Below are 25,115 nucleotides of genomic sequence, written 5' to 3'. Positions count from 1 at the left end.
AACTGCGACCCAAAATAAAAGGCCGGCTCTTCAGCCGGCCTTTTCGATTTCACCACACGCCGATCAAACCTTGACCAGCGGCCCCTTGGAGGTCGGCCCCTTCGAGCCGCCAGGACCGCCCGGCTTCGACTTGCCCGGCGGGCGCTTGCGGGCGCCCGGGAGCTTCTCCTGCTTCGGCGTAACCGGACCCTCAACGAACTCGAATCCGATCTTCTCCTTGCTCTCGTCGGCCTCGTCCTTGACCAGAACGACGCGAACGTGGCCGCCGCCCTTCAGCTTGCCGAACAGCACCTCGTCGGCCAGCGGCTTCTTGATGTGCTCCTGGATCACGCGGGCCATGGGACGTGCGCCCATCTGCTCGTCATAGCCGTGCTGGATCAGCCAGGCCTTGGCCTCTTCGGACAGCTCGATTGTGACGTCGCGGTCGCCGAGCTGCGCCTCGAGCTGAAGCACGAACTTCTCCACGACCGTGCCAATCACCTCGACGCTGAGATGGCCGAACGAGACGATGGCATCGAGACGATTGCGGAATTCCGGCGCGAACTGCCGGTTGATCGCCTCGTGGTCGTCGCCTTCGCGCTTGGAGCGGGTGAACCCGAACGCCTGCTTGGCGAGATCCGCTGCGCCCGCATTGGTGGTCATGATCAGGATCACGTTGCGGAAGTTGACCTGCTTGCCGTTGTGGTCGGTGAGCCGGCCGTGATCCATGATCTGGAGCAGCACGTTGTAGAGGTCCGGATGCGCCTTCTCGATTTCATCGAGCAGCACCACGCAATGCGGATGCTGGTCGACGCCATCGGTGAGCAGGCCGCCCTGGTCGAAGCCGACATAGCCGGGAGGCGCGCCGATCAGGCGCGACACGGTATGCCGCTCCATATATTCGGACATGTCGAAGCGCAGCAGCTCGACGCCCAGCGCGGCCGCGAGTTGCTTGGCAACCTCGGTCTTGCCGACGCCGGTGGGTCCGGAGAACAGGTAGCAGCCGATCGGCTTCTCCGGCTCGCGCAGGCCCGCGCGTGCCAGCTTGATCGAGGCGGCGAGCGACTCGATCGCCTTGTCCTGGCCGAACACGGTGCGCTTCAGGGTCTGCTCGAGATGCTTGAGCACCTCGGCATCATCCTTCGACACGCTCTTCGGCGGAATCCGCGCCATCGAGGCGATCGTGGTCTCGATCTCCTTGATGCCGATGGTCTTCTTGCGCTTGTTCTCGGCAACCAGCATCTGCGCCGCACCGGACTCGTCGATCACGTCGATCGCCTTGTCGGGCAGCTTGCGGTCGTGGATGTACCGCGAGGAGAGCTGCACGGCGGCCTCGATCGCCTCATTGGTGTACTTCAGCCGGTGGTAGTCCTCGAAATACGGCTTGAGGCCCTTGAGGATCGCGATGGCATCCTCGACCGTCGGCTCGTTGATGTCGATCTTCTGGAAGCGCCGCACCAGAGCGCGGTCCTTCTCGAAGTGCTGACGATATTCCTTATAGGTCGTCGAGCCCATGCAGCGGATCGTGCCCGAGGCAAGCGCCGGCTTGAGCAGGTTGGAAGCGTCCATCGCCCCGCCCGACGTCGCGCCCGCACCGATCACGGTGTGGATCTCGTCGATGAACAGGATCGCATTGGGATGCGCCTCGAGCTCCTTGAGCACCTGCTTCAAGCGTTCCTCGAAGTCGCCGCGATAGCGCGTGCCGGCGAGCAGCGTGCCCATATCCAGCGAGAACACGGTCGCGGCCGCCAACACTTCCGGCACCTCGCTGTCGACGATGCGCTTGGCAAGGCCTTCCGCGATCGCGGTCTTGCCGACGCCGGCCTCGCCGACGAACAGCGGATTGTTCTTCTGCCGGCGGCACAGCACCTGGATCGCGCGGTTGATCTCGGAGTTGCGTCCGATCACCGGGTCGATCTTGCCGTCGCGCGCCTTCTTGTTGAGGTTGACGCAATAGGTCTCGAGCGCCTCGCCCTTCTTCTTGGCATCCTCGTTGCCCTTGGTCTCGGTCTCCTCGTCGACGCCGCGCACAGGACGCGCCTCGGAGACGCCGGGCCGCTTGGCGATGCCATGGCTGATGTAATTGACCGCGTCATACCGCGTCATGTCCTGCTCTTGCAGGAAGTAAGCGGCATGGCTCTCGCGTTCGGCGAAGATCGCGATCAGCACGTTGGCGCCGGTCACCTCTTCGCGACCCGACGACTGCACATGGATCACCGCGCGCTGGATCACGCGTTGGAAGCCGGCGGTCGGCTTGGCGTCGTCGGCGCCATCCGTCACCAGGTTCTCGAATTCGGTCTCAAGATAGTTGACGAGGCTCGTACGGAGCTTGTCGAGATCGACGCTACAGGCGCGCATGACGGCGGCTGCATCGGAGTCGTCGATCAAGGAGAGCAAAAGATGCTCGAGCGTCGCGTATTGGTGATGACGCTCGTTTGCGATCGCCAGCGCACGATGCAGGGATTGTTCAAGGCTTTGGGAAAAAGTCGGCATTCGCGTCCTCTATGGCCCCCACCATCATGATCGCCATCGCCCGGTCAGGCAACAACAACCTTCGTCACATATAGTTATACAAGATCGCGGCAAAAGACCGGTTCCGCGACTCGGCGGCTGCGCACCCCGGAATATTCTCGATGCAAAACCCGTTCCGATTTGGGCGGGATTGGCGAGGGCGTGGATTTCCGTAGTTTGCCGGTTACAAGCGGCGTCGCGCGCGCCACACGGCGGTCACACTGCTACTTACACTTCGAACGCGCCGTGACCTATTTCTTCTCCATCACGCATTGCAGCGGATGCTGGTGCTTGCGGGCGAAGTCCATCACCTGCGTCACCTTGGTCTCGGCAATCTCGTAGGTGAACACGCCGCACTCCCCGATCCCATGATGGTGGACGTGCAGCATGATCTTGGTCGCAGCCTCGACGTCCTTGTTGAAGAACTTCTCCAGCACGTGGACGACGAATTCCATTGGCGTGTAGTCGTCGTTCAGGATCAGCACGCGGTACAGATTCGGCCGCTTGGTCTTGGGCTTGACCTTGGTGATGACCGACGTGTTCGGCCCGGACGGGCCGCCCGCACGGTTGTCATCATTGCTCATCCGGAGAGCGTGGGCGGCGGCGGACAGGTCGAGTCTGGAAGTCAGTTGCGGCATGGCACAGGCGTTCAAATTCCCCACGGAAGCGAAAGACGGTCCGCCGCACCGCTCCGCACCCGGAGCCTCGCACAGGCGCGCCGCCCTATTGGATCGCCGCTTCCAACCGGTCCGGTCGAAGCCGGATCGCTCGCAAGCAATATGGGCCCCCTCCCGCCTCGCCGCAAGCGTGCCACCTGGTCGATGCGGCTCGCGGCGGTCCCGATTCCCGGTCCGGGCGATCCCCACCAAGGTTAATCAATCCGGACCGATTTGACAAAAATTTCCGGCCGGCCTGTTTAGAACGCGTTGACCAGGAACCCAGCCGCGGTGCAGGGCGCGACCTTTTGGTCCGTGGTCCCTCCGGCTTTGCAGCGTGCAATTTACCGGCGATTCAACGATGTGGCGCAAAATCCGGCAAAGTCACAGATTTCGGGGTCGCCATGTGTCGCTCGTCCGTCGTCATCCGCATTGGTCGACAGCTCGCCCGTTTTGCCGGAGCCGAGCAAGGCAATATCGCCGTGATCTTCGCCATCGCGCTCGTCCCGGTGTTGACCTTCATAGGCGCCGCCATCGATTACAGCCGGGCCGCCAACGCCCGTACCGCGATGCAGGCGGCGCTGGACTCCACTGCTCTGATGCTCTCCAAGGACCTGTCGGCGGGCACAATCACGACATCCCAAATCAGCTCAAAGGCACAGAGCTACTTCACCGGCCTGTACACCAATACAAGCGCTCAATCCCTCTCGATCTCCGCGACCTACACCGCCGCCAGCAGCAGTAGCAATGCGACGGTCCAGGTCACCGGATCCGGATCCATCCCGACCGAATTCATGAAGATCGCCGGATTTCCGAACCTCGGTTTCGGCGCGACCGCGACCAGCACTTGGGGAGCCAACCTGCTCCGCGTCGCACTGGTGCTCGACAACACCGGATCGATGGCCAACTACAACAAGCTCGCCTCGTTGCAGAACGCCGCCAAGAGCCTCGTGACCCAATTGTCTAATCTCGCCGTCAACCCCGGCGACGTCTACATTTCCGTCATTCCGTTCGAGATCGATGTCAATGTCGGCACGTCCAACGTCAATGCGAGCTGGCTGCGCTGGGACCAGTGGGACCCCACGAATTATCCGAACTCGTCGTATCCCTGGCAGACCTATTGCAGCGGCGGCTACTGGATGACTTATGCCCAATGCGTGGGGCACGGCTACACTTGGAATCACACGCCTACGATCGACAAGACACTGTGGAACGGATGCGTGACCGACCGCGACAAGAGCTCCAACTACGATGTCACCTCGACCGCGCCCTCCTCTCTCGCCACCTCCTTCTACGCGGATCAGGATCAATCGTGCCCGACAGCCCAGATCCTCCCCCTGACCTACAACTGGACTGCGGTCAACAACACGATCAACTCGATGACCGCGCGCGGTGCAACCAACCAAACCATCGGCCTGCAGTGGGGCTGGTTCTCGCTGCTCCAGCAGTCTCCCCTCAATGCACCGGCGGAATCGATCACCGGCAACACCTACCAGCACATCATTGTGCTGTTCACTGACGGCCTGAACACCGGCAACCGCTGGTACGGTGACTTCTCTAGTACGAGCACACAGGTCGATGCCCGCATGAGCACCTTGTGCACGAACATCAAGAATTCAGGCGTCACCATCTACACCGTGCAGATCGATACGGATGGCGCTGGCCAATCGGCGGTCCTGCCGGCCTGCGCGAGCGACTCAAGCAAGTTTTTCATGCTGACGAGCTCCAGCCAGATCGCATCCGCTTTCAGTCAGATCGGAACCTCCATCTCCAAGCTCCACGTCTCGCGCTGACGCGGAAGTGGAGCCACTCACAAAAAAAGCCCGGCTGTTTCAGCCGGGCTTTTCGCTTCCAGGATTTCCCGGAGAGTTTAGTGAGCGGCCGGGGTGAACTTCGACACAATCGTCTCGACCGGCTTGAACGCCTGCTTGGCGAGGTCGTTGTAGAGGCCGGCGATCTTCTGCGATTCCGCAACGAAGGTCTCGTAGGCGGAACGGGCAAAATCGGTCTGTGCTTCCATGGCCTTGTCCAGCGACTTCACGCCGGAAAGCTTCTCGACAAAGGACTTGGTGTCTTCGAACGACTTCTTCGTATAGTCGCCATAGGCGCTCGCGATCGCCTGGAGGCCGTGCTGCACCGAGGTCGCGGAGGCAACGCACTGCTCGAACTGCTCTTTCCCGTAGTTCTGAAAGTCTTCAACCTTGAACATCTCGGAATCCTTTTCCCTGGCTCACGTCGGGAAGCCCCGGCTCCCTGACTTCGCCCAAAATTAGTGCAACGCACAAAAAAGTCAACAATCTTGTGCATCGCACAAAATTCGATGCAAATCGCAGAAATTCCCGGGGTTTCCCGCAAGGGTTCCTTAAGCTTTTGGAAACCGCGGCCCCCTACCCTGATTCCCTGGACGTGTTCACTTCCGCAAGCGGCCAAAAGCCGTTTGAGAACATCACCTTGGCCAGAACAGCGGCTCGGGTCCAACGTCCCCCGCGGCGAACACCAGCGGAGGGACAGCCTGAGCAGGTAATGATCCCGGGTTTATTGGGCACAATTTCGCCTCACGGGCCGGTGATCAAGTCAGAAACGGGGACGGGGTTCCATGCTTCGTAAAAACTTGTCTTCCTCGCGCTTGGCGCGGGTTGGCGTTTTCGGGCTTCTTACGGTCACCACCGCAGTCATCTTCACCACCGATGCTGCCGAAGCGCGGCGCCATCGCCGACACTACGCGCACCACCGGGTCCAGCGCGATGTGTCCGAGAGCTCCAGCCCGAAATTCGCGTCCATCATCATCGACGGCAATTCCGGCGCGGTGCTGCAGGCGACAAGTCCTGACGGGATTCGCCATCCGGCCTCGCTGACCAAGATCATGACGCTCTATCTGCTGTTCGAGCGCCTGGAATCCGGCAAGATGAAACTCGACACTGAGATGCCGGTGTCCCAGCACGCTGCCGACCAGGATCCGACCAAGCTGAATCTGCGTGCCGGCCAGACCATTCGCGTTGAGGACGCGATCAAGGGCCTCGTCACCCGTTCAGCCAACGATGCAGCCGTGGTGATCGCAGAAGCGATCGCCGGTAACGAGGACGACTTCGCCCAGATGATGACGCGCAAGGCGCGCTCGCTCGGCATGTCGCGGACGGTCTACCGCAACGCCAATGGCCTTCCCAACGACGAGCAGGTCACGACCGCACGCGACCAGGCTACGCTGGGTCGCGCCATCCAGGAGCGCTTCCCGCGCTACTATCGCTATTTCGCGACCTCGACCTTCAATTGGCGGGGACAGTCGATCCGCAACCACAACCACCTGCTCGGCAGCGTCGAGGGCGTGGACGGCATCAAGACCGGCTACACCCGCGCCTCAGGCTTCAACCTCGTTACCTCGATGCGCCGGGGCAACCGCCACCTGATCGGCGTTGTGCTCGGCGGCCGTAGCGGCGGTTCGCGCGACGCCATCATGCGCAACCTGCTCGCCGAGAATCTCGAGAAGGGTGCAACCGTCCACACCGTCGCCGCAGTCACGGAGCGCAACGGCGCCGAGGCCAATACCGACGTCGCCGATGCATCGGATGCTCCCCGCTCCGCGCCGCAGGTCCAGGCCGCTGTAGCGCCTGCTCCCGAGGCTGCCCCGTCACGCCTTGCCGCGCGTCTGTCGACGCTGGCCGCCGCGACTGCCGCCATGCCGCCCGCTCAGCCCAAACCCGAAGTTCGGCCGACGGAGTCCAAGGTCGAACCTGCGCCGCTCACCAATGGTGTGATCTCGAGCCAGCCGCTCTCCATCATCCCCGGCTCGTCCGAGCCGATGAAGCCGGTTCGGGTCAAGACGGTTCAGGTCAAGGCCGGCGCCGTGAAGGTCGCCTCTGCGGCCCCGGCTCAGGTCGCGCCGCCGGTCACCAGCACCATCCCGCCGCGTTCGGACGTCGCGGAAACCTCCGGCGCCATCGTCGCCAGGGCAGACCTCATCAACAAGCCGGAGGCGGTGAGCCAGCCGGAAGCGCCGAAGGCCGAGATTGCCCGCACCGAACTGCCTCGGCAGCCGGCCGGCTTCGGCACCGGCAACGGCATTCTCGGGGTGCTGCCGGCCGCGGCGCCCGCTCCCGCCGCTCCGAAGCTCGCGTCCGCCGAGCCGCCGTCGCAGCCGATCCAGATGAGCGCCACCACCAGGCCAGCCGTCACCCACAGCGGCTGGATCGTCCAGGTCGGCGCGCTCGATAGCGAGAACGAAGCTCAGCAGCGCATCGATGCCGCCCGCAACTCGGCGCGCGGCTTGCTCAGCAAGGCCGACCCGTTCACCGAGCCCGTTGTCGCCAAGGACAATCGCAAGCTCTACCGCGCCCGCTTCGCCGGGCTCGAGCGCGACCAGGCCGAAGCAGTCTGCCGCACCTTGAAGCGTGCCGAGATCTCCTGCATCACCGTTCGCAACTGATCTCCTTCCTCCGTTGCAGACCAAATGCCCGCGCCTTGCGCGGGCATTTTCATTTTGGGCTGCGGTGATGCCGAAGCGGTTTCACGACAAGGCTGTTCCACGACAACCTCTCGTCAAGGATTTACGGTTAAAACTTTGCTTGAGGGGATCGACCACGCCGACACAGGCGGGCGACGGCGACACAGAGCAAACGGAGCTCACGCGGTACGGGCGTTTGTGGCGTGGTGCCGGAGTTAGCCGTTATGCGTGCGAAGCAGAGTATCCTTGGCCTCGTTTACCCGGGCAGCGAGATACGTCGAGCCCCCTTGGTCGGGATGGAGTTTCTTCATCAGGGCCTTGTGGGCCCGGCTGATGTCGTCGCGCCCCGCGCCCGGCTGCAGGCCAAGGATCTGATAGGCTTCCTCCGCCGTCATTTTGCTGCTCGCCGCCGTGCGGCGCTGCCGCCCTGCCGCATCGCCCTGCGCGTTCTGACGCCAAGCGGGAAACCGGCGGTCCAGATAGCTTTCAAGTAAGGCCACGCTCTCGGCGTCGAAGGTCGGGACCATCGCCAGCAGGCCGGCGAGATCGAACTCATCGAGACTGCGCCCGGCGTGAGGCCCCGCGACGATCTGGCCGGAAAGCTGGCCAGAGTCGTGGTCGAGCCGCATGTCCAGGAATGGCGAGCGCACCCGCGAGGCCTGCCCGGACGGGCGCGTCGCGCCGCCGCCGAACAGCCCTCCGACATTGCCGAAGCCGGCATTCGCCAACGGCGTCCAGCCGAGCAACCCGGCGCCAAATATTCCGAGGGGGATCGCAACCGCCAGCTCGCCGCGCAAGCCCGTGAAGGCTGCGACCGCCAGCGCCAGCACGCCGCCGCCGAACTTGATGGTGCGCGCCAGCACCGCCGGATTGGCGGAGCGGAACATCTGGAGCAGCAGGTAAAGCGTGATAACAGCGACAGCGCCGGCAAGCAGGGTCATGGCCGGAATATAGTCGTCCTCTCGTCAAAAAGCATGGCGTTCACTGCCGCCGGCCAGGCCGCTATTTCAGCTGGCTGATCAGCTTCGCCGCGCCGCTCACGCTTCCAGCCAATTTCAGCAACGCCTCACGTCCGCCGGCGGCATAGGCCGCAGCTGCCCGCAACAGCTCGCGCAGCTGCGCCGCCGCACCGGGATCGAACCGGCACCAGGCACCGCCAGTCAGGCGCGCGATCTCGCGGAAGGCCCGCTCGGCGACGGCGTCATGACCTTCCTGAAACACGAACACCGGCACCTTGAGCATGCCGAGTTCGCCGGCTTTGGCGCAGAGCTGGTCGATTTCTTCCTCCATGGCATCGCCGACGAAGACCACGGCCCGCACGCCGGATGCGACCGCCTCGCGCCGGGCCTCGCTCAGTACCTTGCCAATCTGGGTGTCGCCGCCGCGGCAATCGATCTTGCTCATCAGCGCCGCCAGCTTGGCGCTGTCGGAGATCCAACCCGTGGCCCGGCACTCGTTGAAGCCGCGATAATAGACCAGCCGGATGTCGAGACTGCCGAGCGCCGCGGCCTCGCGAAACATGTCGGCCTGGAGCGCGCAGGCCATGTCCCAGGTCGGCTGCCGGCTCATCGTCGCATCCAGCGCAAAGATCAGCCGTCCCTTCGCGCCCGGTGCATGCGGTGACAGGGCCCGCGCCTTGGCGACGAAGGCGGCGATGTCTTCCGCGGTTGAGGTCCCCGCTTGCGGTAGCGCGCCGTCTGCTTGCGCCGAGACGGCATCGCGACCGCGCGGTTTGATGGGTTCGCCCGACATCGCTTGCACCTTGCGTGAACGGCTAATGTGGTCAGCGCATGCGGCCCGGTCAATGCGCAAAGCCTCCGCGGGCGGGCGCCGGCGGAGGCTTACAGTCGAGCGGCGATGTCAGCTCTTGTACGTCAGCCCTTGTACGTCAGCTCTTGGCAGGCGCCATCAGGGCGACCGGACCAGGCTCGAGGACCTTGGGCGGGGCCGATTGCGTGTCGACCGGCGCCACCTCGCTGTCCGTCGCGTTCAGGAACTTGTCGAGCATGCTCTGGATCGAGCTCTTGGCCGCATCCGGACCGGTGTCGCGCATGTCGTTGTGCTGGAATTCGGTCTTCACGACCTGGATGCCCGCCTTCTCGCATTCCTCGTCGGTCGGGAGCACGCCTGCGTCCGTCTTGAACTGTGGATCCTGCGAGCGGAACGAGAGGATCTTGAACTTGCCGGCGGTGACGAAGGGCACGCGCAGATTGTCGAGCGTGACGACCTTCTTGACTTCGTCCGGATACTGCTTGGCGAAGTACATCGTGATGTCGCCGCCCATGGAGTGGCCGACCATGGTCACCTTGTCATAGTCGGCGTTGGGCTGAACCTTCTTCATCTCCTGCATGGCGAGATGGATGTTGGCGACGCCGCGCAGGATCTGCGGCAGCCGGCCGACGTAGAGTTCGCCGGGCTTGGTCACCATCGGAGGATCGGTCGGCAAATCATGCTGCGGGCTCACGACCATGTAGCCGCGCGCGGCGAAGATGTTGGCGAGGAAGCCGTACTCGGTGTTCTTGACGGTGTTGCCGTGGTTGATCACGGCGACCGGCAGCGTGATCATGCCGGCATTGGCCTGCAGTTCCTTGTCGCGGCGCACCGCGATGTCTACGGGCACCGGGCGGTTGTCGCGCGAGGCATCGTAGAAGGTGATGGTCTCGTGCTTGATCGCCCACTTGCTCGCCGTGAAATAGGCGATGCCGCAGAGGGCACTGACCGAAACCAGAACGGCAATTCCACGCTTCATTTTCGTCCTCAGCCTCAGGCTTTGCGGCCTGAATCCCTGTTGAAAATCGTGTTCTTCCGGGGCTCTTCGGCCCCTGGTCGCCTATTCCCTAATATATGTCACAGGAGCGTGACAGGAAGGCTAAATATTGTGAGCCCGCAGCCCTTTCATTGTGCGTCGCACACGGTTTGTGAGCACCCCATCCTCATACCGCTACGTCAGGGTGCAGGTCACCGTTCGACGCAACCGGTCTCGATTCGGTTCGATTTCGCAGTAGATGCAGGATAGAACGCGCCGGACGCGGGCCGGGTTCCCGCGACAGGTATTACCCGGAACGGCTGGAACTGGCGCGATACCGAGGCGTCAGGCGCCGAGGATGTCGTGGACCTCAAGCGGCTTGTCGACCTGGCTGAACCACTCGGCCCGGTTGGCGGCGCGGCGGCGGCCGCGCTCGTCGAGCGGCAGCTTGAGCTGGCGGAGCAGGCTCGTCACCTCTTCCCGCGCGGTGAGATGGCCGAGATTGGGCCGCATGCCGAGCGTGGCCTCATCGATCTCATCGAGGGCGGTCAGGCCGCGCGGAAAAAATTCGCGGTACACGACACGCTCGGCGAAGCCATCGACGTAGCGGAACCCGAGCCGCAGCGACAAATCCTTCAACCCCTCGGCGACGAGTTGCTTGTTGCGGGAGCCGAGCATGGAGAGGCGGTTGCGCACGACGATCCAGTCGGTGGTCGCGCCATCGACCTGGCGGCGCTTGCGCCTGACGTCGCGTACCATCTCGGCATAGTGACTCTCGCCCGTCACCGCGTAGCTCGCGGGATCGACGGTGCCGAGCACATCGAAATCGAGGAAGCTGTCGTTGATCGGCGTCACCAGGGTGTCGGCCATCGAATGGGCAAGCCGCATCAGATAGCTGTCGGTACCGGGCGTATCGATGACGATGAAGTCGAAGCTGCTCTCGACTGCCGAGACCGCCTCCATGAACTGCTGGAACTCGGAAGTCTCGTTCTCGGCAATCTGCATGGTCTCGCCGAGCTTGATGCAGCGATGCACCGGCAGTTCGAGGTCGAGCTTGGTGCGACGGGCCCAGGCGGCGCGGTTGTCGATATAGCGGGTGAAGCTTCGCTGGCGGCAGTCGAGGTCGATGGTGGCGACCCGCTGGCCGGCCTTCAGGAGCGCAACAGCAATGTGCAAGGCGGTGGTCGATTTGCCGGAGCCGCCCTTCTCGTTGCCGAGCACGACCACATGCGCCGCGCCGGATTGGCCTTGGCTAGCCTGCACAAGCATAGCGATCCTCAACACCCTGACGAATATCTTCGAGTTGGTCGCCTCTGCGGTCAAGTGAAATGCGTGACAGGTAATGCAAATCGCAGCGCGCCCTGCTTCATCATGAATCGCGCGCCATCTTTCATCTGCGATCCGGCCCACAATGTCGCAAACGTGCTGCGCCACCGTGCGCGGGATGCTGTGCCGCATCCGGATGCATGGCGTCCACGAGCGCCGCTTGTTAAGGTTAGCCTGCTGGCGCTGCGCCCGCGCCTTTCGTCGCTTCCCAATCCGTCGAGTCCTGATGTCAGCAAGCCCATTGATCGCCCGCACGGTCCCCACCCTGCGACGCGCCATCGACAATCTCCGCAAGCGAAAGGCCACGATCGCGCTGGTCCCGACCATGGGGGCCCTTCACGACGGGCATGTGTCGCTGGTTCGTCTTGCCAAGCGGCGCGCCACTCGCGTCGTGGTGTCGATCTTCGTCAACCCCACTCAGTTTGCCCCGACCGAGGATTTTGGTGCCTACCCGCGAACCTGGAAGGCCGATATCGCCAGGCTCGTCGCCGAGGAGGTCGATATCGTCTGGCACCCGGGCGTCGCAGCCATGTATCCGGAGGGCTTTGCCACCCGCATCGTGCCGGAAGGGCCGGCGCTGGCCGGGCTCGAGGACCGCTTCCGACCGCACTTCTTCGGCGGTGTCGCCACCGTCGTCGGCAAGCTGTTCACGCAGTGCCGGCCTGATGTGGCGATCTTCGGCGAAAAGGACTTTCAGCAGTTGCGGGTGGTGATGCAGATGGCGCGCGACCTCGACCTCGGCGTCAAGGTGATCGGCTCCCGCACCGTGCGCGAGCGCGACGGGCTCGCGATGTCCTCGCGCAACGTCTACCTCTCGCCCGAGGAGCGCCAGACCGCCACCGTCCTCTACCGCGCCATGAAAGAGAGCGCCGCGCGCATCCGTGCCGGCGATTCGATCGCGCCTGCGATGGGAGGCGGCGCCGAGATGATCAAGGCGGCAGGCTTGGCGCTCGACTATTACGAGGTCCGCCATGCCGAGACGCTGGCACCGGTCACCTCGCGCAAGGACGGCCCCCTGCGGATCCTGGTCGCGGCCAGGCTCGGCACCACCCGGCTGATCGACAATATCGCTGTTTAGAGCAGCCCGAGGTCACGCAGCTGGCGCCGCATCGGCTCCGGCATCGCCGCAATCGAGCCGGCCGCAGACTTGCCGAGATCGGCCGGCGCGGAATCATCGGTCAGATAGCGCCAGCCCTGGAACGGGCGCATCGGCCGCGGCGAGACCGAGATCACCTTCGGCTGCATCACGATCCGGCAGCGCCCGATGCCGTCCTTGTCGCGGAACGGCTCGATGCCGATGATCTTCTCGCGCGCGGCGATCTCGCCCTTGATCACCCAATAGAGCGAACCTCCGGCGAGGATTTCGGCGTCGCGCTTCGGCACCATGCGGGTGATGTGGATGTGACGTTGCGGCAGACCCTTCTTCTTGGCGGTCCGCATCCGTTCGGCCACCCACTCCTTCAATTCCTTGACGGAGTCGCAGCCGACGGCGAGCTTGATCAGATGGAGTGGCATGCCCAAGCATTAGCCGGGCAGCCACGCATTGGGAATGCCGATCTATTCATTATCCGCAGCCGGAGCAGCGGCCGATGCCGGCGGCGGTGCGAGCGGAACCGGTGCGGCTGCCGGCGCACGCGCAGCTTTTGGCGCCGGCGGCTTCTTCGCGGCCGGCGCTGCGGCCTGTGCCGAGGTCGCGGCCGGCGCACGCGGTGCCGCCGCTGCGTTTGCGGCCGGCGTCGCCTGGCGGGTCGCCGCGGGCGACGGTTCCGGATTCATGATGCTCACCGGTGGCGTCGACGAAGCGCTCGGGAACTCTGCATTGGTCGGCTTGCCCGTCGGCACCGATGGCGGCATCCCGGCGAGTGCAGCGGTGACCGGCATCGCTGTCGCTGCTGCAGGCGTGTTCCAGGTCGGCGCATAGCGCGCGACCAGCGTGTCATAGAGATGGGAGTCCATGTTGGCCGCGACCTGCCGCTGGTCGGCCAGCGAGCGGAACGCGGCGCAATCGACCTGCGTGCAGCCGTCGCGCATCATCAGCACATGCGCGACAAGGCCGTAGCGATCACGCTCCAGCGACTTGCGCAGCACCTTCATATCGATTGTCAGACTCTTCTCGGCCGCGGCGGCGTCGCCGAGCGCGGTCAGCCGGTCGATCCTGGCGGCAGTGTAGGAGACCGCCGCAGCCGCTGCGTCAGGCGCACCGAACAGCGCCTTCTCGCAACCAGCGGCGACGACATCGCCGGCGAGATCGTCGAGACAGGACAGCGCCGGCAGGCTCGCGGTCACCGCACCTTGCGCGCGCGCTTCGGCTGGAGCGGACTGCGCTTCCGGTCCATAGACGCGCACGGTGGCGGCCCCCGCGATCGCGATCGATAACAGCGTGATGACGGTCAGCGCACCATTGGCGACCGATCTGTCGGCGCGCAGCAGCGTGATCAGGAGGATCAATCCGAAGAATCCGGCAGCCGCCAGCGTCATCCACATCGGGAGGGCCGGCGAACGCCAGATTTGGTCAAGCGAACTGGCCCATGCCCAGTTCATGCGCGACGTCCCCTCACGCGAGCAAAGAGCGAATGGTCAAGCGAGCACCGCGTGTCGGCAACTGCCCCCGCTCACCTTGTGAAGGTGAAGCAGGCCTTTTGACGGCGGCAGAATGCAATTCCCCGGGGTCGCCAATGCGCTGACGGCGTCACAGCCTTCAGGAGAGCGCGAGCTGGCTTTCCTTGGCAACGCGCTCGAAAGCTTCGGTCGAGCTCTTGATCCGGTACTGGCAATCGTCGCCTTCGGTCGGCAGCAGGCGGATGACCTCATAGGCGCCGCTGGCGGCCGGACGCGCAACATTGCTAGCCGTGAACAGGACGCGCGTTCCCACGGGGAATTTGTGCTTCAACACCCTCTCCATTACTCAAACAGCGCCTGCCTCGCCCAGTGTCCCACTGCGATGGCTGGCCGGAAACCCGGGCCGCTATATAGCACGCGGCCGGTCGTTTTGGCCAGCACCATGCCAGCATGGCGAGCACACAAATTTTGCAGTTTTTTCAGAATGATAGAGATGGAACCAGCGGACCGATGATACCGCCGGGGTCGCTGGTTCAGGGGGCGTGTGGCAGGCCGGTCGCAGCTCCGAGTGAGGCGTTGCTCTGGTCGATTTCCGGATCATGAGAGCCGCCGGCCGACACGCGGTCGGCCGCACCCACCAGAGCTGCGATCAGGCGTCCTCGAATTTCGCGATGACAAGCGTCTCAGCCAGCCCGTCGCGCGTCCATTCCTGGAATGCCGGCAGCGCCATCATCGTTTCCATGTAGGCCCTGGTGTCCGGCGCCACCTCGATCGCATAGGTGCGGAAGCGGTGCACGACCGGCGCATACATGGCGTCCGCCGCGCCGAAGCGGCCGAACAGGAACGGCCCCTTCGCGCCATAGCGGGCGCGGCATTCGCGCCAGATCTCCTCGATCCGAGCGATGTTCGCCTTGGCGTCCGCCGACAGCGTCACGGGGCGGATCGGCCGATGCAGGTTCATGCCGCACTCGTTGCGCAGAGCGGCGAAGCCGGAATGCATCTCGGCGCACACCGAACGGGCATGCGCGCGCGCAGCGACATCGTCCGGCCACAGCTTCACTTCCGGGTAGCGCTCGGCGATGTATTCGATGATGGCAAGCGAATCCCACACCGTGATGTCGCCATCGACCAGCACCGGCACCTTGCCGGCGCGGCTGAAGGACAGGATCTGCTCCTTGTCCGCGGGATTGTCGGTGTAGAGCGGGATCAGCGTCTCCACGAACGGGATGTCGTTGGCGCGGAGCGCGAGCCAGGGCCGCATCGACCATGACGAGTAGTTCTTGTTGCCGATCGCGAGTTTCAGCGCAGCCATGTCACCAGTCCTTCCCGAGACGTCCTAGAGCGAGCTGCTTTTAACGCCATCGCCTGCCGCCAATCAATCGTTGCTGCGCCCCGTCATGCGTGGCAATCGTTGCGGTCCTTGCGAGGAGAAAGACATGAGCAGGCATTGGGTCGACATCGCTGCCGTCGGCTTCTTCATCATCGAATGGCTGATTTATGCCCTGACGCTGGAGCACTCGGCCTATGGCCGCGACAGCCTGTCGGCGCGCATGAACGGCTATCGCGAGGTCTGGGTACGCCGGCTGCTCGACCGCGACACGCGCATGGTCGACATGCAGATCATGGCCTCGCTCCAGAACGGCACCGCCTTCTTCGCCTCCACCAGCCTGTTCGCGCTCGGCGGCGCGCTGGCGCTGCTGCACGCCACCAACGACGCGATCACGATCCTGAGCAAGCTGCCGATCGACCTCAGCACCTCGCCCGCGCTGTGGGAGCTCAAATGCGTCGGCCTCGTGCTGATCTGCGTCTACGCCTTCTTCAAATTCGCCTGGGCCTATCGCCTGTTCAACTATGTCGCGATCCTGTTCGGCGGCATGCCGCCGGCCAACCGGCGCGACACGCCGGAGGCCGAAGCCCACGTCATCCGCACCTCGCGCCTGTTCGAATCCGCCGGCCGCCATTTCAATCGCGGCCAGCGCGCCTTCTTCTTCGCGCTCGGCTATCTCGGCTGGTTCGTCAGCCCATGGGTGCTGTTCGTCACCACCGCAGCCGTGGTGGTCGTGACCTGGCGCAGGCAGTTCGCGTCGAGCGCGTGGGCCGCGATGGCGCCGGAGGTCAACCTTGATGAGGGGATGAAGCGCAGTCATTGATCTCTCGTGTCCCGGACAGGCTGCAACGCGCGAAGCGTTGCGGCGCAGAGCCGGGACCCCGAGCAACACGGCACGGGCGCGGCGACATGGGCCCCGGCTCTGCAGCGCACGCTGAAGGAGCGCTGCGCTGCGTCCGGGGCACGCGAGAGGCGTGTGGTCCACGCTCTCTCCTCCTCGTCATTGCGAGGAGCCCTTGCGACGAAGATTCCATGGGGAGTGGATAGCGACCAGGTCTGAGGCCAGACTGAGGGTTGCTGAATCCATTCAACCTGGAGACGACGATGTTGCTCGATCATCCTTCCGACGGACTGGCCGCTATCCGCACGCAGTTTGGCGCAATTTTTGTGTCATTGGAACTGAGCCGTTCGACATGGCTGGTCACTTCGCTGTCGCCCTGCAAGGGCGAGAAGATGTCCAAACGCAGCATGAAGGCCGGCGAGCTTTCGGAACTGTTGAAGCTGTTTGCGGAGCTGAAGCGCAAGGCGCAGGCGCGAACGGGTGAGAGCTATCCGATCATCACGATCCAGGAGGCGGGGCTGGACGGGTTCTGGCTTCACCGCGCCCTGCAGCAGGAAGGCATCGAGAGCCACGTAGTCGATCCGGCCTCGATTGCGACGCCGCGCCGGCGCCGGCGGGCCAAGACGGACCGGCTGGATGGCGAGACGCTGTTGCGGACGCTGCTGGCCTACAAGCGCGGCGAGGTACGGGTCTGCGCCATGGTCGTTGCGCCCTCTCCGGCAGAGGAGGACCGCCGTAGGCTGTGCCGCGAGCGAGAGACCTTGATCGCGGAGCGGATCGAGCATGTGAACCGGATCAAGGGTCTTCTGTTCGCGCAAGGGATCTTCGACTACGCGCCGCTGCGGCGAGACCGGCGGAAGCGGCTGGAGGCCTTGCGGACGGGCGACGGGCGCGCCTTGCTGGCGCATCTGAAGGCGCAGATCAGCCGCGAACTCGACCGGCTCGAACTGCTGCTCGACCAGATCACGGCGGTGGAGCGCGAGCAGGATGCGTTGCTGGCCGCGAGCAAGGCGGCGGGGGAGAAGACCGTATCGAACCCGGTGGCAATGCTGCTCGAACTGAAGAGCCTGGGCCCGAACTTCACGGCCGTTCTCTGGTCGGAGGCCTTTTACCGGCAGTTCGCCAACCGCCGCCAGATTGCATCCTATGCCGGCCTTGCAGCCACGCCATGGCGCAGTGGCGGCATCGAGCGCGAGCAAGGCGTGTCGAAGGCTGGCAATCCGCGCCTGAGAACCACGATGATCCAGCTCGCCTGGCTCTGGGTACGCCACCAGCCTCAATCGGCTTTGACCCAGTGGTTCAAGGTGCACAGCCAACGCGGCCGCAAGCGCGCGATCGTGGCGCTCGCGCGCAAGCTGCTCGTGGCCCTCTGGAAGTACGTGACCGCGGGCGTGGTGATCGAGGGAGCCGAGATAAAGGCCGCCGCCTGACACCACGCTCCTCAGCCTCAAAGCCAATCCGCCGAGATTGATCAGCCTCGGCCGATCCGGGTGGACGAACCGATGGATTGCATGGCTTCAAACGCCGTAACGAAGAATGGTCTCGTCCTCTCGAGCCTGCCCGCCGCAAGCGGAATGTTGGTGCAGCCGCCGCCGCGCGGCGACCGAATGTGAGTTTGATCTGGCAAGCAAACCAGATTGCAAAAACCGGCTCGACCCTTGGATCGCCTGACGAAAAGGAGTTATCCGCCCGCTGCCCCGACTGCCAAAGCCTGATGGCGTGCTCGCTCGAGTCAAGGCCAAGTCGCTTCGCGACGGCCCTCCGGGCCGACCTTGACTCGATCTGCGCGCGCCATCCCACGTGCTCCACGGTCGGGACGAAGAGCTGGCCTGCAATCGAACAAAGAGCTGAACAAACCGCCTTGACACACCAAATCCCCATGTGAGCAATCCAGAATCCCGCCGCGGAATTTGCGTGATGGGATTGACAGAGGGCGACACAGGCACGATGGCGGGAGCGCTACGACCCAAAATCCTTCGGGCTGAACGGCAGGTCCAGCACCTTCCATTCCCCATACAAATTGGCCGGCAGCATCTTGTAGGGCTGGCAGTTCTGGAGCGCGCTCATTGCAGACTTGACGATGGCCACGCCTTTCGCGGACGGCGGCGCTTCGATCAGGATGGGCTCGCGCGCCAGCGTGCCGTCGGTGGCGAACACCGCGCGCAGCTTGACATGGACGTTGTCGCTCGGCGCGACCCCGGCGGGCAGCTTTGCGCAACTTCGCAAATGACGACGGAGTGCCGCGATGACTTCGGCCGGCAACCTGGCCGCGATCGAATCCTTGGCGTCGCCGCCATCGTCCTTGGGGGCATCCTTCGGCTCGGGCGGCAGCTCGGGCGGCAGGCCCAGCATGACCCCGTATTTGACTGTGACGTCGGGCTGGGGCGCCTGATAGGCCGGCGGCGCAGCCTGCTGCTGCGGCATCGCCTGAGGCGGCGTTTGCGGCGTCGGCTGAGAGTGCTGCTGCGGCTGAGACTGCGGCTGCGGTTGCACGTTGGCCTCGTGCTGCTTCGACGCCTGTGCGGGTTGCGGCTGCTTCTGCTGTGGCTCGGGCGAGGCGTGCGGTGACGAAGATGGTGCCGCAGTCTGCTGCTCGGCCGCAGACTTCAACGCTGTGTCCGCCTTGTCGTTGAGATCGAGCTTGGGCAGCTTCAGGTCGGGAAGCGGCTCGGGCGGCTTCTCCTTCGCCGCTTCCTTCTCCTCGGCCTTGGCTTCCTCCTGCTTCACCTGCTCCGGCGTGACGATGTCGACCGTGACAGTCTCGGACGGCGCGGCGTGAAACGGATGGACCTCGCTGATCAAAACGATCAGCGCCACCAGCGTCAGATGCGCGATCGCCGAGGCCGCAATGTCCGTCCGTATGATCTTCCGCAGTTCCATCGACCGATCTTGGGTTGCCGTCGCGGTCCTAGCATACCGCGGGTCCCTCTCAATCCCATTTCGGCGCGAAGCCAAAGTCGGTCAGGCGTCCCTTCGGGGTGGCGAGCGCGGCGATCCGGCTCATCTCCTCCTCCGACAGCTCGAAATCGAAGATCTCGATGTTTTCCGACAGGCGCTCGACGCGCGAGGTGCGCGGGATCGCAGCGACATTCTGTTGCACCAGCCAGCGCAGGCAGACCTGCGCCGGCGTCTTGCGGTGGATGCGCCCGATCTCGGCAAGCCTCTGGTCGGTCTTGATGCGGCCCTTGGCGATCGGGCTGTAGGCGACCAGCGCGAGGCCGTGCTGGTCGCAGGCCGCCCTCACCTTCGCCTGGTCGAGATAAGGATGATACTCGACCTGGTTGCAGACGAGCGGCTCCGGCGAGGCCGCCACCGCCTGCTCGATCAGCGCCACCGTGAAATTGGAGACACCGATGTGGCGCGTCAGGCCCATCGTCTTTGCATGCGACAGCGCTCCAAGCGTCTCCGCCAGCGGCACGTGGGGATTGGGCCAGTGCAGCAGCAGCAGATCGACGGAGGGAAGCCGCAGGCGTGCGAGGCTCTCCTTGACCGAGCGTTCGAGATCGTGGGGCGCGAAATGGTTGGTCCAGACCTTCATCGTGAGGAACACTTCATCGCGACGCACGCCGGAGGCGCGCAAGCCATCGCCGACCTCGCGCTCATTGTCGTAGGCCTGCGCGGTGTCGAGGTGGCGATAGCCGAGCCGCAGCGCCTGCTCGACCACGCGCGCGCAGGTGCGCCCTTCAAGCTCCCAGGTCCCGAGCCCGATCGCCGGAATCCTTGCACCATTGGCCTCTACGAACAGCATGAGGAATCCCCTCTGTTGCGGCAGCCCCGTCGACATTATGGACCTCGTCCGGGATGGTTGCCAACGGACGTCAGTGCTATCGGGACGGATGTTCAGGGCAATGCTAACCGGAGGTTCGCGCGAGGCTTCAGGCCTTGACGTCACGCCTTGGCGAGCGCCTGGAACACGGTATCGGGCGCATGCGCGATCACCGCGAGCAGCGCGCGGGCCGGCCCCCGAGGAGCACGCTTGCCCTGCTCCCAGTTGCGGATGGTCTCGACGGGAACGCCGAGCTTGGCCGCGAACTCCATCTGGGTCAGGCAGGCGCGGCGGCGCAAATCGCGCACCGCGAGCGAAGAGGTGTCGGCCGGCGCGGCATTGGCCGCAAGCTCGACCGCCGACGGCTGGACCGGAAACTCCTGTCCGTCCCGCAATTCAACGACCCGTCCGTCCGCCTTCAGCCGCAACCGCATGTCCAGTCCCCCAAGCGCAGCGATGATGCGGCAGGTCGCTTAAGTTCGGATTAAAGATTGTCTCGTGCCCCCAAACGCTGCGCAGCCAGGACACGAGAGTGAGGATGCCCCCGCTGCCTCCTCCGTCATTGCGAGGAGCCCTTGCGACGAAGCTCGCAATGACGTGGTGAGAGCCTGGGGTCCCAAACCGGCCCTACTTCAACCCGAACCAGAGCGTCGCGATGCCGAGGAAGGAGAAGAAGCCGACCACATCGGTCACGGTGGTCACGAACGTGCCCGACGCCACCGCGGGGTCCGCCCGCACGCGCTCCAGCGCCATCGGGATCAGGATGCCGCCGAGCGCGCCGGCGACGAGGTTGCAGATGATGGCGAGCCCGATGACGATGCCGAGGCCCGGGATCTTGAACCAGGCCACCGCGGCAATGCCCGTGATCACGGCGAAGGCGAGCCCGTTGACGAGGCCGACCAGCGACTCGCGCAGCACCACGCGCCAGGCATTGGAGGAGCCGAGCTCGCGCGTCGCCAGTGCCCGCACCGCGACCGTCATGGTCTGGGTCGCCGCATTGCCGCCCTGGCTCGCCACGATCGGCGCCAGCACCGCGAGCGCCACCATCTTCTCGAGCTGCCCCTCGAACAGGCCGAGCACGGAGGACGCCAGGAACGCGGTGGCGAGGTTCACCAGCAGCCAGTTGAAGCGGCCGCGCGCAATCGTGAGGACGGTGTCCGACAGCTCTTCGTCACTGGTGACACCGCCGAGCGCCTTGAGGTCCTCTTCCGCCTCCTCCTCGATGACGTCGACGACGTCGTCGACGGTGATGACGCCGACGAGGCGGTCCTGGGTGTCGAGCACGGGTGCGGCGACGAGATTGTACTTGCCGAACATGCGCGCCACCTCTTCCTGGTCCTCCAGGACGGAAACGCGGCGGCGGTCCTCGTCAGTGAGTTCGGTCAACGCCACCGGCCGGCGCGTGCGCAAGAGCACATCGAGCGGCACGGCGCCCTGCCAGTGCTGGTCCTTGTCGACGACGTAGATTTCGTAAAAGCGGTCGGGCAGATCCGGCGTCTCGCGCATATAGTCGATCGCCTGGCCCACGGTGAAATCCTGGGGCACCGCGATGAACTCGGTCTGCATGCGGCGGCCGGCGGAGTTCTCCGGATACAGCAGGCTGCGCTCGAGCGCGACGCGCTCCTTGAGCGGCAGCTTTTCGAGGATTTCCTCCTGCTCCGCGGCGTCGAGGGTTTCCAGGAGTTCGACCGCATCGTCGGATTCGAGCTCGCGGACACCCTCGGCGACCGTCTCCGGCGGCAGCTCCTCGAGGATCTCCTCGCGCACGGTCTCGTCGACCTCGTTCAGCGCGGAGAAGTCGAAATCACGGCCGGTGAGTTCGACGAGGCGGACGCGGGCGTCGGGCTGCAATGCCCCGATCAAATCGCCGAGATCGGCCTCGTGCAGCTCCGCGACGCAGGCGCGCAGCGCCGCACTGTCGCCGGCCTCGATCGCATGGGCAATTTCCTCGACGAATTCGTGACGAATTTCGCCGTCTTCATTGCGCATCGGCACGTGGTCGAGTACCGAATCCGAAGCGGTAGGGGCAACGTCCATATGTTCGTCCATGGCGCGCCTCGCCGTTTGACAGGTGGAACGAGTGATCTGGGCTGACGATCAGGCAATACCCACAAGGCAACTCCGAGCGCAATGACAAAGATGCTCCAACTGAGGTGGACCTCGATGATGGCGGGTGCGCTCGTCGTCGGCATCGTCTCGACGGATGCCGCCGAGTGCCCGCGCAAGGACGCGCTCGGTACCTCGCGCATCCTCAGCGTCGACGCCAAGACCTATCCGCGCGTCGGCTTGAAGAGCTTTCCGCAGACGCTGCCGCTGGCCGATCACGAGGTCGTGCTGACCTTCGACGACGGCCCCTACCCGCCGACGACATCGAAGGTGCTGGCGGCGCTGGCGCAGGAGTGCGTGCGCGCAACCTTCTTCCTGATTGGTCTGCACGCCACCGAACACCCCGAGATGGTCAAGCGGATCGCGCGCGAAGGCCACACCATCGGCCACCACACCTTCTCGCATCCGTTCATGGCGCGGATCCCGTTCGACAAGGCCAGGAGCGAGATCGACCGCGGCATCGCGGCCGACGAGATGGCGCTGCACGGGGTGTCGACGACGACACCATCGACGCCGTTCTTCCGCTTCCCCTATTTCGAGGGGACGCAAGCGCAGCTCGACCTGCTCCAGTCGCGCGGCATCGTCGTGTTCGGCGCCGATCTTTGGGCCAGCGACTGGAACGAGATGACGCCGGAACAGGAGTTGAAGCTCGTCACGGAGCGCCTCGCGGCTAGCGGCAAGGGTATCATCCTCTTCCACGACCCCAAGGCGCGCACGGCGGCGATCATGCCGGCCTTTCTGCGGTATCTGAGAGAGAACGGCTTTCGCGTGGTTCATGTCGTGGCGGCCGGCGCGCCGCCGAAGAATGCCGATGCGCGCTGATCCCGGAATGTCACGCCGGCGCAAAATGGGGTGATTTTGGCCCTATTAACACTCTGTTCATGCTACGCCGTGCAAACATGGAGGGGACGTGCGCCTGAACCGTTTCGGTGCAGCTCCGACCTAGAATGGCGGCAATCGCTTATGAGGGCAGACCGGGTTCATGATCGGAAGTAGCGTTGTAGTTCGGACGCGATCGTGGATCGTCCTCTGTCTGGGATTGCTGACCGTGGGCGCGCCGGCAGCTTATGCAGCCGACTGCCCCGGTCACCCGGACGCGCTCGGGACGTCCCGCACCCTCGTGGTCGATCCGCGCGAGCATCCGCGCATCGGCACCATGCAGTACCGCGAGACGCTGCCGCTGAAGGACCATGAGGTCGTCCTGACCTTCGACGATGGTCCATTGCCGAAATATTCCAACCAGGTCCTCAAGATCCTCGCCGACGAGTGCATCAAGGCGACCTTCTTCATCATCGGCAACCAGGCCAAGGCCAATCCGGAAGGCGTGCGCAAGCTGGTCGCGGCGGGCCACACCGTCGGCACCCACAGCATGGACCATCCGCTGACCTTCGACCGGATGCCGATCGAAAAGGCCGAGGCCGAGATCAACGGCGGCATCGAATGGACCTCGGCCGCGATGACCGATCCGTCCCAGCTCGCCCCGTTCTTCCGCATTCCCGGCCTGATGCGCGCCGAGGGCGTCGAGAACCTTCTGATCTCGCGCGGCATCCAGGTGTGGAGCGCCGACTTTCCGGCCGACGACTGGCGGCACGTATCGTCCGACCGCGTCTACCAGCTCGCGATCCAGCGGCTGGAGGCCAAGGGCAAGGGCATTTTGCTGCTGCACGACATCCAGGCCCGCACCGTGGCGGCGCTGCCGAAGATCATCCGCGACCTCAAGGCGCGCGGCTATCGCATCGTCCATGTGGTGCCCGCGACCGCCGAGCGGCCGGCGACGCCGACCACGGCGGTGGAATGGCTGCTGCATCCGCCGACCGAAACGACGCCGATCGCACGCTGGCCGCGCGTGCCGAATTTCGTATTCACGCAGACCCGGATGCTGCCGGCGCCCGCGCTGGCCGATCTCAATGCGCAGACCGAGCATCAGCCGCTGCTGCCGCGCCGGACCAAGGGGCAGATGGATATCGCATCCACCCTGCCCGTGCCCGACCGCGATCTGTTCGCAATTCCGGAGGGCTCGGTCGAGGTGCTGCTGTCGACGACCTTGTCGCGGCGTGCCGCAACCCGGCTGGCGATGGCAGCCGAGCCACCTCATGCGGCCAGGGGCAAGGCAGCACAGGGCAAAGCAGCAAAGGGCAAGGCAGCCAAGCTGCAAGGACGGCGTACGGCGCATACAGCGTCGGCGGCACCGGATCATGCCGCGCAGCCCATCGACATTGCACCCAAGGGGACTGCAGCCAAGGTGACTGCAGCCAAGGGGATTGCGGCCAAGGGGATTGCGGTCAAGGACGCGGCCTCCAAGCGCGCTACGCCCCGCCCGACCCGCGTCGCCAGCCTGAAGAAGCGCGTTTAAGCCCTCACTGCCGCATGATGGCGGCGACGCAGAGCAGCACGATCAGCGCCAGGAAAAACAGGTCCATATAGGACTTGAGCTCGCCGTCGCGCCGCAGCCGCGCAACGTCGGCGACGACCTGCTTGCGCGCCGTGGTTCCGCCCGAACCGTCATTGATCGGAGCCTGGAGGCGCTTGGTCTCGGCCTCCAGCTTCTCGATCTTCTGGAAGAAATAGAATGCGCGCAGCGTCGAGGCCGCGCGCATGGCGGCATAGACCAGCACCAGGATCGCGATGATCGCCCGGTTCTGATATTTCTCCATGAAGTTCAGGCTGAAATAGACCATCGCCATGAAGGCGAAGTTGGTGAAGAAGCGATAGACGAAGCTGAGAAAGACCATGCGCGCTCGAGCCTTGAGGGGTAGCGCAATCGGATCGTTGCGCGTACGGGATCAGGGGCCAAACCGGAACAGCCGGCCTGGATGCCGTGCAGGCCCGTCTACGCCAAGTTTATTTCGACAGAGATACG

23 protein-coding genes are annotated in these 25,115 nt (G+C 64.5%); 7 read left to right on the top strand and 16 right to left on the bottom strand.

Annotated features, from left to right (window positions below):
* Window positions 1–63 precede the first annotated feature (63 nt).
* Together clpA and clpS are read right to left on the bottom strand one after the other, a co-directional pair.
* Window positions 64–2,472: an ATP-dependent Clp protease ATP-binding subunit ClpA gene (gene clpA, locus P6U27_RS15400; protein WP_122402848.1), complete on the bottom strand. Its 2,409-nt coding sequence runs from the start codon at window positions 2,470–2,472 to the stop codon at window positions 64–66.
* A 269-nt stretch (window positions 2,473–2,741) separates the two neighbouring features.
* The gene (gene clpS, locus P6U27_RS15395) at window positions 2,742–3,074 is read right to left on the bottom strand and encodes an ATP-dependent Clp protease adapter ClpS (protein WP_162500239.1); all 333 of its coding nucleotides are present in this window, start codon (window positions 3,072–3,074) and stop codon (window positions 2,742–2,744) included.
* A gap of 380 nt (window positions 3,075–3,454) precedes the next feature.
* Here clpS and P6U27_RS15390 point away from each other — a divergent pair, with 380 nt between their 5' ends.
* On the top strand, window positions 3,455–4,939 hold the full coding sequence (locus P6U27_RS15390) for a pilus assembly protein TadG-related protein (protein ID WP_407194273.1): 1,485 nt from the start codon (window positions 3,455–3,457) through the stop codon (window positions 4,937–4,939).
* Between the two features lie 77 nt (window positions 4,940–5,016).
* Here the strand turns inward: P6U27_RS15390 and P6U27_RS15385 are convergent, their stop codons facing one another.
* The gene (locus tag P6U27_RS15385; protein WP_122402845.1) at window positions 5,017–5,355 is read right to left on the bottom strand and encodes a phasin family protein; all 339 of its coding nucleotides are present in this window, start codon (window positions 5,353–5,355) and stop codon (window positions 5,017–5,019) included.
* A gap of 387 nt (window positions 5,356–5,742) precedes the next feature.
* Here P6U27_RS15385 and P6U27_RS15380 point away from each other — a divergent pair, with 387 nt between their 5' ends.
* Window positions 5,743–7,566: a D-alanyl-D-alanine carboxypeptidase gene (locus P6U27_RS15380; protein ID WP_129143236.1), complete on the top strand. Its 1,824-nt coding sequence runs from the start codon at window positions 5,743–5,745 to the stop codon at window positions 7,564–7,566.
* Between the two features lie 233 nt (window positions 7,567–7,799).
* On the opposite strand, the gene P6U27_RS15375 is transcribed toward P6U27_RS15380, so the two are convergent.
* The 4 genes from P6U27_RS15375 to P6U27_RS15360 form a co-directional block, all read right to left on the bottom strand.
* Window positions 7,800–8,525, bottom strand: a complete 726-nt coding sequence (locus tag P6U27_RS15375) for a DnaJ domain-containing protein (RefSeq protein WP_122402843.1) — start codon at window positions 8,523–8,525, stop codon at window positions 7,800–7,802.
* A gap of 61 nt (window positions 8,526–8,586) precedes the next feature.
* The gene (locus P6U27_RS15370) at window positions 8,587–9,336 is read right to left on the bottom strand and encodes a VWA domain-containing protein (RefSeq protein WP_122402842.1); all 750 of its coding nucleotides are present in this window, start codon (window positions 9,334–9,336) and stop codon (window positions 8,587–8,589) included.
* A 136-nt stretch (window positions 9,337–9,472) separates the two neighbouring features.
* Window positions 9,473–10,333 carry an alpha/beta fold hydrolase gene (locus P6U27_RS15365; protein WP_122402841.1) on the bottom strand — a complete coding sequence of 287 codons (861 nt, stop codon included), beginning with the start codon at window positions 10,331–10,333 and terminating at the stop codon, window positions 9,473–9,475.
* A 342-nt stretch (window positions 10,334–10,675) separates the two neighbouring features.
* On the bottom strand, window positions 10,676–11,599 hold the full coding sequence (locus P6U27_RS15360; RefSeq protein WP_122406620.1) for a division plane positioning ATPase MipZ: 924 nt from the start codon (window positions 11,597–11,599) through the stop codon (window positions 10,676–10,678).
* Between the two features lie 283 nt (window positions 11,600–11,882).
* On the opposite strand from P6U27_RS15360, the gene panC reads away from it, so the two are divergent.
* Window positions 11,883–12,734, top strand: coding sequence for a pantoate--beta-alanine ligase (panC, locus tag P6U27_RS15355; RefSeq protein ID WP_122402840.1), 852 nt, complete (start codon window positions 11,883–11,885; stop codon window positions 12,732–12,734).
* Here the strand turns inward: panC and P6U27_RS15350 are convergent.
* The 4 genes from P6U27_RS15350 to P6U27_RS15335 form a co-directional block, all read right to left on the bottom strand.
* Entirely contained in the window at window positions 12,731–13,171 is a 441-nt protein-coding gene (locus P6U27_RS15350; protein ID WP_122402839.1) for a DUF1489 family protein, read from the bottom strand. The genes panC and P6U27_RS15350 overlap by 4 nt on opposite strands.
* Window positions 13,172–13,213: 42 nt before the next feature.
* Window positions 13,214–14,197 carry a hypothetical protein gene (locus tag P6U27_RS15345; protein ID WP_122402838.1) on the bottom strand — a complete coding sequence of 328 codons (984 nt, stop codon included), beginning with the start codon at window positions 14,195–14,197 and terminating at the stop codon, window positions 13,214–13,216.
* 157 nt (window positions 14,198–14,354) lie between these two features.
* Window positions 14,355–14,558 (bottom strand): hypothetical protein, encoded by a 204-nt coding sequence (locus tag P6U27_RS15340; protein WP_085969273.1) that lies wholly within the window; start codon window positions 14,556–14,558, stop codon window positions 14,355–14,357.
* 306 nt (window positions 14,559–14,864) lie between these two features.
* Entirely contained in the window at window positions 14,865–15,527 is a 663-nt protein-coding gene (locus P6U27_RS15335) for a glutathione S-transferase family protein (RefSeq protein WP_122402837.1), read from the bottom strand.
* A gap of 124 nt (window positions 15,528–15,651) precedes the next feature.
* Here P6U27_RS15335 and P6U27_RS15330 point away from each other — a divergent pair, with 124 nt between their 5' ends.
* Both P6U27_RS15330 and P6U27_RS15325 read left to right on the top strand, forming a co-directional pair.
* The gene (locus tag P6U27_RS15330) at window positions 15,652–16,365 is read left to right on the top strand and encodes a DUF599 domain-containing protein (protein WP_122402836.1); all 714 of its coding nucleotides are present in this window, start codon (window positions 15,652–15,654) and stop codon (window positions 16,363–16,365) included.
* 281 nt (window positions 16,366–16,646) lie between these two features.
* On the top strand, window positions 16,647–17,813 hold the full coding sequence (locus P6U27_RS15325) for an IS110 family transposase (RefSeq protein ID WP_122406819.1): 1,167 nt from the start codon (window positions 16,647–16,649) through the stop codon (window positions 17,811–17,813).
* Between the two features lie 529 nt (window positions 17,814–18,342).
* Here the strand turns inward: P6U27_RS15325 and P6U27_RS15320 are convergent.
* The 4 genes from P6U27_RS15320 to mgtE all read right to left on the bottom strand — a co-directional run bounded on the left by P6U27_RS15320 (window position 18,343) and on the right by mgtE (window position 22,198).
* The gene (locus P6U27_RS15320; protein WP_122402835.1) at window positions 18,343–19,263 is read right to left on the bottom strand and encodes a hypothetical protein; all 921 of its coding nucleotides are present in this window, start codon (window positions 19,261–19,263) and stop codon (window positions 18,343–18,345) included.
* Between the two features lie 49 nt (window positions 19,264–19,312).
* Window positions 19,313–20,131, bottom strand: a complete 819-nt coding sequence (locus P6U27_RS15315; protein ID WP_122402834.1) for an aldo/keto reductase — start codon at window positions 20,129–20,131, stop codon at window positions 19,313–19,315.
* A 140-nt stretch (window positions 20,132–20,271) separates the two neighbouring features.
* A complete protein-coding gene (locus P6U27_RS15310) occupies window positions 20,272–20,589 on the bottom strand; it encodes a DNA-binding transcriptional regulator (protein ID WP_122402833.1) in 318 nt (105 codons plus the stop codon).
* Window positions 20,590–20,776: 187 nt separating this feature from the next.
* Window positions 20,777–22,198, bottom strand: a complete 1,422-nt coding sequence (gene mgtE, locus P6U27_RS15305; RefSeq protein ID WP_122402832.1) for a magnesium transporter — start codon at window positions 22,196–22,198, stop codon at window positions 20,777–20,779.
* An 81-nt stretch (window positions 22,199–22,279) separates the two neighbouring features.
* Here mgtE and P6U27_RS15300 point away from each other — a divergent pair, with 81 nt between their 5' ends.
* Both P6U27_RS15300 and P6U27_RS15295 read left to right on the top strand, forming a co-directional pair.
* Window positions 22,280–23,077 carry a polysaccharide deacetylase family protein gene (locus tag P6U27_RS15300; RefSeq protein WP_122402831.1) on the top strand — a complete coding sequence of 266 codons (798 nt, stop codon included), beginning with the start codon at window positions 22,280–22,282 and terminating at the stop codon, window positions 23,075–23,077.
* A gap of 160 nt (window positions 23,078–23,237) precedes the next feature.
* Entirely contained in the window at window positions 23,238–24,608 is a 1,371-nt protein-coding gene (locus P6U27_RS15295; protein ID WP_122402830.1) for a polysaccharide deacetylase family protein, read from the top strand.
* A 4-nt stretch (window positions 24,609–24,612) separates the two neighbouring features.
* On the opposite strand, the gene P6U27_RS15290 is transcribed toward P6U27_RS15295, so the two are convergent.
* Entirely contained in the window at window positions 24,613–24,987 is a 375-nt protein-coding gene (locus tag P6U27_RS15290) for a hypothetical protein (protein ID WP_122402829.1), read from the bottom strand.
* Between the last annotated feature and the right edge of the window lie 128 nt (window positions 24,988–25,115).

This window comes from Bradyrhizobium sp. STM 3566 (assembly GCF_045571445.1).
GTDB lineage: Bacteria > Pseudomonadota > Alphaproteobacteria > Rhizobiales > Xanthobacteraceae > Bradyrhizobium > Bradyrhizobium vignae.
This window is presented reverse-complemented; position numbering and strand designations above follow the sequence as displayed.